The organism is uncultured Stenotrophomonas sp. (genome assembly GCF_963519925.1).
Lineage (GTDB): Bacteria > Pseudomonadota > Gammaproteobacteria > Xanthomonadales > Xanthomonadaceae > Stenotrophomonas > Stenotrophomonas maltophilia_AE.
Genome location: NZ_CAUQPH010000139.1, coordinates 1 through 8993 on the forward strand (window position 1 = coordinate 1; position 8993 = coordinate 8993).

8 protein-coding genes and 1 pseudogene are annotated in these 8993 nt (G+C 68.5%); 4 read left to right on the forward strand and 5 right to left on the reverse strand.

What is annotated here, in order from left to right; translation table 11 throughout:
• Window positions 1–263, reverse strand: a 263-nt coding sequence (locus RWO33_RS17040) for a site-specific integrase (protein ID WP_314106347.1), incomplete at its 3' end; no start/stop codon positions are given.
• A gap of 47 nt (window positions 264–310) precedes the next feature.
• Between RWO33_RS17040 and RWO33_RS17045 the strand changes: the two genes are divergently transcribed.
• Complete coding sequence (locus RWO33_RS17045; protein WP_314106349.1) at window positions 311–784, forward strand: RDD family protein; 474 nt, start codon at window positions 311–313, stop codon at window positions 782–784.
• 306 nt (window positions 785–1090) lie between these two features.
• On the opposite strand, the gene lptG is transcribed toward RWO33_RS17045, so the two are convergent.
• The gene (gene lptG / locus RWO33_RS17050) at window positions 1091–2197 is read right to left on the reverse strand and encodes an LPS export ABC transporter permease LptG (protein ID WP_314106351.1); all 1107 of its coding nucleotides are present in this window, start codon (window positions 2195–2197) and stop codon (window positions 1091–1093) included.
• Window positions 2194–3273: an LPS export ABC transporter permease LptF gene (gene lptF / locus RWO33_RS17055; protein WP_314106352.1), complete on the reverse strand. Its 1080-nt coding sequence runs from the start codon at window positions 3271–3273 to the stop codon at window positions 2194–2196. Before lptF ends, lptG begins: the two co-directional genes overlap by 4 nt.
• 104 nt (window positions 3274–3377) lie before the next feature.
• Here lptF and RWO33_RS17060 point away from each other — a divergent pair, with 104 nt between their 5' ends.
• From RWO33_RS17060 to RWO33_RS17070, 3 genes are all read left to right on the forward strand, one after another.
• Window positions 3378–4856 (forward strand): leucyl aminopeptidase, encoded by a 1479-nt coding sequence (locus RWO33_RS17060; protein WP_314106355.1) that lies wholly within the window; start codon window positions 3378–3380, stop codon window positions 4854–4856.
• The gene (locus tag RWO33_RS17065; RefSeq protein ID WP_145481479.1) at window positions 4856–5281 is read left to right on the forward strand and encodes a DNA polymerase III subunit chi; all 426 of its coding nucleotides are present in this window, start codon (window positions 4856–4858) and stop codon (window positions 5279–5281) included. Before RWO33_RS17060 ends, RWO33_RS17065 begins: the two co-directional genes overlap by 1 nt.
• Window positions 5282–5353: 72 nt before the next feature.
• A complete protein-coding gene (locus RWO33_RS17070) occupies window positions 5354–8179 on the forward strand; it encodes a valine--tRNA ligase (protein ID WP_314106357.1) in 2826 nt (941 codons plus the stop codon).
• 118 nt (window positions 8180–8297) lie between these two features.
• Here the strand turns inward: RWO33_RS17070 and rimI are convergent, their stop codons facing one another.
• Together rimI and RWO33_RS17080 are read right to left on the reverse strand one after the other, a co-directional pair.
• Window positions 8298–8795, reverse strand: coding sequence for a ribosomal protein S18-alanine N-acetyltransferase (rimI, locus tag RWO33_RS17075; protein WP_145481477.1), 498 nt, complete (start codon window positions 8793–8795; stop codon window positions 8298–8300).
• Window positions 8792–8993, reverse strand: a pseudogene (locus tag RWO33_RS17080) (hypothetical protein); the annotation flags it as partial. The gene rimI and the pseudogene RWO33_RS17080, both read right to left, overlap by 4 nt.

Consider the following 8993-nt stretch of genomic DNA (forward strand, 5'->3'; position numbering starts at 1 on the left):
GACCAGCCGTGCTTCGCGCGCCACGCCAGGTAGTCGAACAGGCCGGCGCGGTCGATGCCGGCCAGGCCGCCACCCGCGCCGTCGCGCCAGCGCGCCAGGCCTTCCAGATCGCGCCGGTAGCTGTCCAGGCTGGCCCGGGCCAGGCCCTGCTCGGCCCAGATCGCATCCAGGAAGTGGCGGATCAGCGTGGCATCGTCGGCGCGCAGCTCGGGCAGGTGCTGCACCAGCTGGCGGCGCGCGGCGGGGGTGGTGGTGTCGGGCATGCGCACAGGATACGGAAAGCGGACGCCGGCGCAGGTATGCTCGGCGCATGAGCGCACCTACCGCTGTGGCCACGGATACCGCCCGCCCTGCATCGCTGCTGGTGTGGCGACTGCTGTCGCTGCTGTATGACTTCTTCCCGGCGCTGGCGCTGTGGATGCTGGTCGGCGCGCTGTTCACCGCCGGCTATGCGGCCGGCCATGCGGTGCGCGACAACATCGCCCCGTTCAGTGCGTTGCAGTGGCTGCTGTGGGGGTGTTGCTGGACGGTGACCGGGCTGTACGCCACGCTCAGCTGGCGGCGCGGCGGCCAGACGTTGGGCATGCGGCCGTGGCGGTTGCAGGTGGTGAGGGCCGATGGGGGTGCGCCTACGCTGGGGCAGTTGTGGGTGCGTTATGCGGTAGGAACCGTGGGGGTGCTGCTGGCCGGGTTTGGGTTGTGGTGGGCGTTGGTGGATCGGCAACGGCTGACGTGGCACGACCGGGCAAGCGGCACCCGGTTGTTGCGATTGCCGAAGCGATAAGAACGCGGCGCAGACCGCCTGGGCCGACCAACGGTCGGCGCTACCGGGCAGGTCAACGTTCGTTGGGGGTTCGCAGGGGCTCGTGTTGCATTGGCGCCATGCATCCGGAGCCGATGGTGAACCATCGAAATGCAACCGGCGCCCATGGTTGGTTGATCCGGATCCCGATGGGCCGGTAACAATTCGTAGCCCCGGCCGTTGGCCGGAAACCGCGCGCAGCGCGGCTCAAGCATCCAACACCGGTCCAACACCGCTTGCGACCATCCCACCCGCGTTTAGACCCGACCGAAGCCGCCCGTCAGCCCATCACCCCGACTTGCGCCGGAACAACATGCCAGACACCACCAGCATCACGATCGGCGGCAGCGCGTAGGCGATGCGGTAGTCGAACTTCAAGGCACCGGCCATGCGACCGAAGAACAGCTGCAGCAGCCAGAAGCCCAGCGCGAACAGGATGCCCAGGAACAGGCGCTTGCCCATGCCGCCGCTGCGCAGCGACCCGAACGCGAACGGCACCGCGGCCAGGCACAGCGCCAGCACGTTGAGCGGGTAGAACCAGCGGCTCCAGTAGATGTCCTCGAAATCGCGCGCATCCAGCCCGTTGCGCTTGCGGTACTCGATGCTGGTGCGCAGGTCGCGCGCGGCCAGGTTGCGCGGCTTGGAGAAACCGGTGGCCAGCGCGCCTGCATCCAGCTGCGAATCCCACTTTTCCGAGGCTGCGGTGGTGCGGGTGGCCGAGCGCTCGCCGAAGGTGTCGCGACGGACCTGGTTCAGCGTCCAGCCGTCCGCGCCGTGCACCACGGTGGCAGCGTGGGTCAGTGTTGCAATGCCGCCGTTGGCCGCGATCTGGTACAGCCGCACGTCATTCAGGGTCAGCTGGGTGCCCCCTCCGGGCAGCAGCTGTTCTTCGCCGCTGCCCGCGCTGAGGAAGGTGTCGCCCTCGCGCACCCAGATTCCCGAATAGCGTGAGGCGGACAGGCTCTGCCCGGATTTCGCGCTGGCCTTGATGTTGTCGGCACGCTCCTGCGCCCACGGCGCCAGGGTTTCGCCACTCACCACCATCACCGCGGTCATCAACGACAGCGCGATCGCCACCGAGGCGCTGAGCCGCTTGCGCGACAGCCCCAGCGCGCGCAGCGCGGTCAGTTCCGAGGTGGCCGCCATCTGCCCCAGGCCCATCAGCGCGCCGATCACCGCCGCGGTGGGGAAGAACGTGTAGGCCCGGCGCGGCACGGTGTACAGCACCCAGGCCACGGCATGGCCGAGCGTGTAGCCGCCCTTGCCCACGTCCTTGAACTCGCCGGACAGCGCCATCACCACGTCCAGGCCGATCAGCACCGCCCAGGTCAGCAGCACCGTGCCGAACACCGCACGGCCCAGGTACACGTCGAAACGCATCGGGAGCAGCCTCATGCGGTCCTCCGCGGGCGCGACAGCCGGCCGTCACGCAGGTACATCCATATCGCCAGTGCCAGCAGCGGCAGGCTCAACCACCACAGGCCAAGGTTGGCCGGCAGCTTGCCGTCCGCGATCCAGCGGGTACCGATGAACATCAGGTTGGTGCCGACCATGTAAGCGAGGAAGGCCAGCATCATGCGCCCATAGCGCTGCTGGCGCGGCGAACTGCGCGCCAGCGGCAGGGTCATCAGCGCGAACGCCAGTGCGATCAGCGGCGGGGTCAGGCGGGAATGCAGCTGCGCCTGGGCCTCGGGCCGGTCGTCGCCGAACAGCTGGGTGGTCGGCAGCAGTTCGGGGTCATCGGTGTCGCGGGTGTCGGCACCGTCGGGCAGGGCCACGTCGTTGCTGGCGAAGGTCATCAACCGGTAATCCAGCCCGCCGTTGCCGGGGCCTTCGATCTGGTGGCCGTCTTCCAGCCGCAGGTAGCGCTGGCGCTCGCCTTCGAAGAACATCTTGCCGCGCTCGGCCGAGGCCACTTCAATGCGGTCGCCGCGGGTGCGCTGCACGAAGATCCGGCCCAGGCTGCTGCCGTCGGTGCTCACCGCGGACAGGTAGACCACCCCGCCGTTGGGCAGCATGGTGAACTTGCCCGATTCCAGCCCGGCCATGACCAGGCTGCGGTTGGCATCGGCGATCAGCCGCTCGCTGGTGCGGTCGGCCCACGGGCCCAGCCACAGGGAGCACAGCGCCACCAGCCCCACCACCGGCAGCACCAGCATCAGCACCGGCCGCAGCAGCCGCCTGGGGCCGACCCCGATGGCGGTCAGGACCGCCATCTCTGAATCCCGGTACAGCCGGGCCGTGGCCAGCAGCAGGCCCAGCATCAGCGCCAGCGGCAGGATCAGCGGCATGTAGACGATGAACTGCAGGCCCAGCTGGGAGAACAGCAGGCGGGCCGGCAGGCGGCCGTCGGCGATGTTGCCGAGGATGTCCACCAGCACCCCACCCACGCTTACCACCAGCAGGACGATCAGGGTGGCCAGGAAACTCTGGACGAAATCACGCAGGAGGTAGCGATCGAGCTTCGACATGGGGCGGTGGTTTAAACTCTCGGATTCGTTCGCGTGGCTGCCCAGTCTACTGACGGGACGTAAACAGCTCGCGATTGTACGGATTTGCCAACGGAATCTGATCAATGGCCCTCGAATTTACCCTGAACCACGCTGCCCCGGCCTCGGCCGAGGTCGACTGCGTCATCGTCGGCGCCTACGCCGACCAGACCCTGAGCCCGGCGGCGCAGGCCCTGGACGCCGTTTCCGGCGGTCGCCTGGCCGCCCTGGTCGCCCGCGGCGATGTCAGCGGCAAGACCGGCGCCACCACCCTGGTGCATGACGTGCCCGGCGTGACCGCACCGCGCGTGCTGGTGGTCGGGCTGGGCGAGCCGGCCAAGTTCGGCGTGCCGCAGTACCTCAAGGCCGTCGGCGACGCCGGCCGCGCGCTGAAGGGCGGGGCCATCCGCCACGCCCTGTTCACCCTGTCCGAGCTGCAGATCAAAGGCCGCGACGCCGCCTGGAACATCCGCCAGGCCGTGATCGCCGCGGACCACGCCAGCTACCGCTACACCGCCACCCTGGGTACGAAGAAGCCCGAGGCCGCCGGCCTGGCCAGCCTGGCCATCGCCGGTACCGATGACCAGGCCCTGCTCCAGGGCCAGGCCATCGCCGCCGGCGTGCAGCACGCCCGCGAGCTGGGCAACCTGCCGCCGAACCTGTGCACCCCGGCCTACCTGGCCGAGTCCTCGGTCGCCTTCGCCCAGGCCCACGCCGGCGCCGAGGCCGAGATCCTGGACGAGGCGCAGATGGAAGCACTGGGCATGGGCTCGCTGCTGGCCGTGGCCCGTGGCTCGGCCAACCGCCCGCGCCTGGTCGTGCTGAAGTGGAACAACGGCGGCAGCGCCAAGCCGTACGTGCTGGTCGGCAAGGGCATCACCTTCGACACCGGTGGCGTGAACCTGAAGACCCAGGGCGGCATCGAGGAAATGAAGTACGACATGTGCGGTGGCGCCAACGTCATCGGCACCTTCGTCGCCGCGGTCACCGCCAAGCTGCCGCTGAACCTGGTGGTGGTGGTGCCGGCGGTCGAAAACGCCATCGACGGCAATGCCTACCGTCCGTCCGACGTGATCACCTCGATGTCGGGCAAGACCATCGAAGTGGGCAACACCGACGCCGAAGGCCGCCTGATCCTGTGCGACGCGCTGACCTACGCGCAGCGCTTCGAACCGGCAGCGCTGGTCGACGTCGCCACCCTGACCGGGGCCTGCATGGTCGCACTGGGCCACCAGACCGCCGGCCTGATGACCAAGCACGACGACCTCGCCAATGAACTGCTGGCCGCCGGCGAGCATGTGTTCGACCGCGCCTGGCGCCTGCCGCTGTGGGACGAGTACCAGCCGATGCTGGATTCCAGCTTCGCCGACGTCTACAACATCGGCGGCCGCTGGGCCGGTGCGATCACCGCGGGCTGCTTCCTGTCGCGCTTCACCGAAGGCCAGCGCTGGGCGCACCTGGACATCGCCGGCGTGGCCAGCGACGAAGGCAAGCGCGGCATGGCCACCGGTCGTCCGGTCGGCCTGCTGACCCAGTGGCTGCTGGACCAGGTCGCCCGCAGCTGATGTCCCGCGCCGACTTCTACCTGATCGCCAAGCCGCGCTTCCTCACCGAGCCGCTGCGCCTGGTCTGCGAGCTGGCCCGCAAGGCCAACGACGCCGGCCTGCAGACCCTGGTGCTGGCGCGCGACCAGGCCCAGGCCGAAGAACTGGACGAGCTGCTGTGGTCGTTCGACGACGATGCCTACATTCCGCACCAGATCGCCGGCGAAGATGCCGACGAGGACGAAGCACTGGTGCTGATCGCGGTGCCCGGCGCGGAAGCGCCGAGCCGGCCGCTGGTGATCAACCTGCGCGACGACCCCTACCTGGGCGCCTGCGACCGGGTGCTGGAAGTAGTGCCGGCCGACCCGGCCGCGCGCGAACCGCTGCGCGAACGCTGGCGCCAGTACAAGGCGCTGGACTTCGTGCTGAACAAGTACGACATGTAAGCCCGCGGCGGCGCCCTTGATCGGGTCCGCCGCCGCCCTGATCCTTTACCGATTGCCTCCTGGTTCCCCCGCATGACCCAACTTGCCTCCAGCTACGACCCCAAGACCTTTGAAACGGAGCTGTACGACTCCTGGGAGAAGGCCGGGCATTTCAAGCCGTCCGGCAAGGGCGAGCCGTACACCATCCTGCTGCCGCCGCCGAACGTGACCGGCACGCTGCACATGGGCCATGCCTTCCAGCAGACCCTGATGGACGCGCTGGTGCGCTACCACCGCATGCGCGGCTACGACACGCTGTGGCAGGTGGGGACCGACCACGCCGGCATCGCCACCGAAATGGTGGTGTCGCGCAACCTGGCGCTGGCCGGCAACGGCGAGAGCCGCGATTCGCTGGGCCGCGACGGCTTCATCGAGAAGGTGTGGGAATGGAAGGCGCAGTCGGGCGACATCATCGAGCGCCAGATGCGCCGCATGGGCACCTCGGCGGACTGGTCGCGCAGCACCTTCACCATGGACCCGCAGCCGTCCGAAGCGGTGGTCGAGGCGTTCCTGCGCTGGCATGAGCAGGGCCTGATCTACCGTGGCCAGCGCCTGGTCAACTGGGACCCGGTGCTGAAGACCGCCATTTCCGACCTGGAAGTGGAAAGCGTGGAGGAAGACGGCTTCCTGTGGTCGATCGCCTACGCGCTGGAAGACGGTGCCAGCTACGAGCACGTGGAGCGCGACGCCGACGGCAACGAAACGCTGCGCGAAACCCGCCCGTATCTGGTCGTGGCCACCACCCGCCCGGAAACCCTGCTGGGCGATACGGCGGTGATGGTGCACCCGGAAGACGAGCGCTACGCGCACCTGATCGGGCGCAGCGTGACCCTGCCGCTGACTGGTCGCAGCGTGCCGGTGATCGCCGATGAGTATGTCGACCGCGCGTTCGGTACCGGCGTGGTCAAGGTCACCCCGGCGCACGACTTCAACGACTATCAGGTCGGCCTGCGCCACAACCTGCCGATGATCAACCTGTTCACCCCGGTGGCGGCGATCAACGACAACGCCCCGGAAAAGTACCGTGGGCTGGACCGTTACGAAGCGCGCAAGGTGATCCTGGCCGAGCTGGAAGACCTGGCCATCCTGGTCGAGACCAAGGCGCACAAGCTGCAGGTGCCGCGCGGCGACCGTACCCAGCAGGTGATCGAGCCCTACCTGACCGACCAGTGGTTCGTGAAGATGGACGTGCTGGCCCAGCGCGGCCTGGAACTGGTCGAGAACGGTTCGATCCAGTTCGTCCCGGCCAACTGGATCAACACCTACCGCCACTGGATGGAAAACATCCAGGACTGGTGCATCAGCCGCCAGCTGTGGTGGGGCCACCGCATTCCGGCGTGGTTCGACGCTGCCGGCACCTGCTACGTGGGCCGCGATGAAGCGGACGCGCGCGCGCGCGCCGGGCTGGGGGCCGATGTGGTGCTCACCCAGGACAGCGACGTGCTGGAAACCTGGTTCTCGTCGCAGCTGTGGCCGTTCTCCACGCTGGGCTGGCCGAACGAGCAGGCGATGGCCGAGCGCGGTTTCGAGCGCTACCTGCCGTCGTCGGTGCTGATCACCGGCTTCGACATCATCTTCTTCTGGGTGGCGCGCATGATCATGGCCACCGACAGCTTCACCGGGAAGATTCCGTTCAAGGATGTCTACATCACCGGCCTGATCCGCGATGCGCAGGGCCAGAAGATGTCCAAGTCCAAGGGCAACGTGCTCGACCCGCTGGACATCATCGACGGCATTTCCATCGACGACCTGGTCGCCAAGCGCACCACCGGGCTGATGAAGCCCAAGGACGCGCCGAAGATCGAGAAGCAGACCCGCAAGGATTTCCCGGACGGCATCATCGCCCACGGTGCCGACGCGCTGCGTTTCACCATCGCCGCGCTGGCCACGCATGGCCGCGACATCAAGTTCGACATGAGCCGCGCCGAGGGCTACAAGAACTTCTGCAACAAGCTGTGGAACGCCAGCCGCTTCACCCTGATGAACACCGAAGGCGCGCAGTTCGAGGGCGCACCGCAGCCGCGCACCGACGCCGAGCGCTGGATCCTGGCACGGTTGGCGGCGGTGTCGGCCGAGGCCCGCACGCATTACGCCAACTATCGGTTCGACCTGCTGGCGCAGGCGCTGTACGAGTTCGCCTGGAACGAGTTCTGCGACTGGTTCCTGGAGCTGACCAAGCCGGCGCTCAACGGCGACAACGCCGACGACGCGACCAGCACCCGCCACACCCTGCTGTACGTGCTGGAAGCGCTGCTGCGCCTGCTGCACCCGCTCACTCCGTTCGTGACCGAACAGCTGTGGCGCCAGGTCGCGCCACGCCTGGGCCTGGCCGCGGACACCATTTCGCTGCGCCCGTACCCCACCGCCGAGGAATTTGCCGGCGACTTCGCACGCGCCGAAGCGGATGTGGAGTGGCTGAAGTCGATGGTCAGCGCGCTGCGCCGCGTGCGCAGCGAACTGAACGTGCCGCCGGCAAAGCAGGTCAGCCTGCTGCTGCAGGGTGGCAGCGAGGAAGACCGCAACCGCGTGGCGCGCTTCACGTCGTCCCTGTCGTTCCTGCTGAAGCTGGAGCGCATCGAATGGCTGGCCGGCGATGCGGACACGCCGCCGGCCGCGACCGCCATCGTCGGCGAGCTGAAGCTGCTGGTTCCGCTGGAAGGCCTGGTCGACCTGGGGGCCGAGCGCGCCCGGTTGGACAAGGAAATCGCACGGGTGGAAGCGGAGAAGGAGAAGAGCGCGGTGAAGCTCTCCAAGTTCACCGACAAGGTGCCGGCAGCGGTGGTCGAGCAGGAGCGCGTGCGCCTGGTGGACTGGACCGCGCAGCTGGAAGGCCTGGTCGCGCAGCGCGCGAAGCTGTAACGGCTTGAAGCGTGGCAACCAACGGTCGCCACCTACCGGGGGTCGCAGCCACGCAGGGCGTGGCTCTACCGGGGCAATGCGGATAGGGTGCGTAGAGCCACGCCCTGCGTGGCTGCCCTTACAACGGCGGCATCGTCTGGATGTCGTCGTCGACCAGCTCCATCGCCATCACCAGCGCGTCCTCGCGGCCATCGCGCGCGGGGTAATAGCGCGGCCGACGGCCGATCTCGTTGAAGCCTTCGCTGTGGTACAGCGCCACCGCCGGAGTGTTGGACGGCCGCACTTCCAGGAATACCCGCTGCGCGCCATGCTCGCGCGCCAGCTTCACCAGCGCGCGGAACAGCCGCCGGCCCAGGCCCCGGGTCTGGCAGGCCGGATCGATGCAGACATTCAAGACATGCGCTTCGTCGGCGGCGATGCTCAGCACGCCGTAACCCGCCAGCACGCCATCGTCTTCCAGCGCCAGCGCCGGGTAGCCCGCCCGCAGGCAGTCGACGAAGATGCCGCGCGTCCACGGGAACGGGTAGCCGCGCAGCTCGATCTCCATCACCGCATCCAGATCGGCTTCGCGCAGTGCGCGCAGCGCCGGTGGCCGGTGCGCACTGACCGCGCTCACGCCCTGCCCCGCTTGCGCAGTGCCCTCAACTGCGGCCACAGCGCACGCTTGGCCGCGGCGTTGCCGCGCAGTTCGTCCAGGTTCCAGCCGGCCATCACTGCCTGGGTGTCGGGGTCGTTCGGGTTGCAGCCTGAGGCGCGCAGCAATGCGATCTGCAGCGGCGGCGGCATGCGCACCGCCGGGCGGCGGGCGCCGGGG

Bases quoted from the DNA above. Each gene is read 5' to 3' on its own strand.
- RWO33_RS17045 (WP_314106349.1), top strand. From the start codon at position 311: ATGAGCGCACCTACCGCTGTGGCCACGGATACCGCCCGCCCTGCATCG.
- lptG (WP_314106351.1), bottom strand. From the start codon at position 2,197: ATGAGGCTGCTCCCGATGCGTTTCGACGTGTACCTGGGCCGTGCGGTG.
- lptF (WP_314106352.1), bottom strand. From the start codon at position 3,273: ATGTCGAAGCTCGATCGCTACCTCCTGCGTGATTTCGTCCAGAGTTTC.
- RWO33_RS17060 (WP_314106355.1), top strand. From the start codon at position 3,378: ATGGCCCTCGAATTTACCCTGAACCACGCTGCCCCGGCCTCGGCCGAG.
- RWO33_RS17065 (WP_145481479.1), top strand. From the start codon at position 4,856: ATGTCCCGCGCCGACTTCTACCTGATCGCCAAGCCGCGCTTCCTCACC.
- RWO33_RS17070 (WP_314106357.1), top strand. From the start codon at position 5,354: ATGACCCAACTTGCCTCCAGCTACGACCCCAAGACCTTTGAAACGGAG.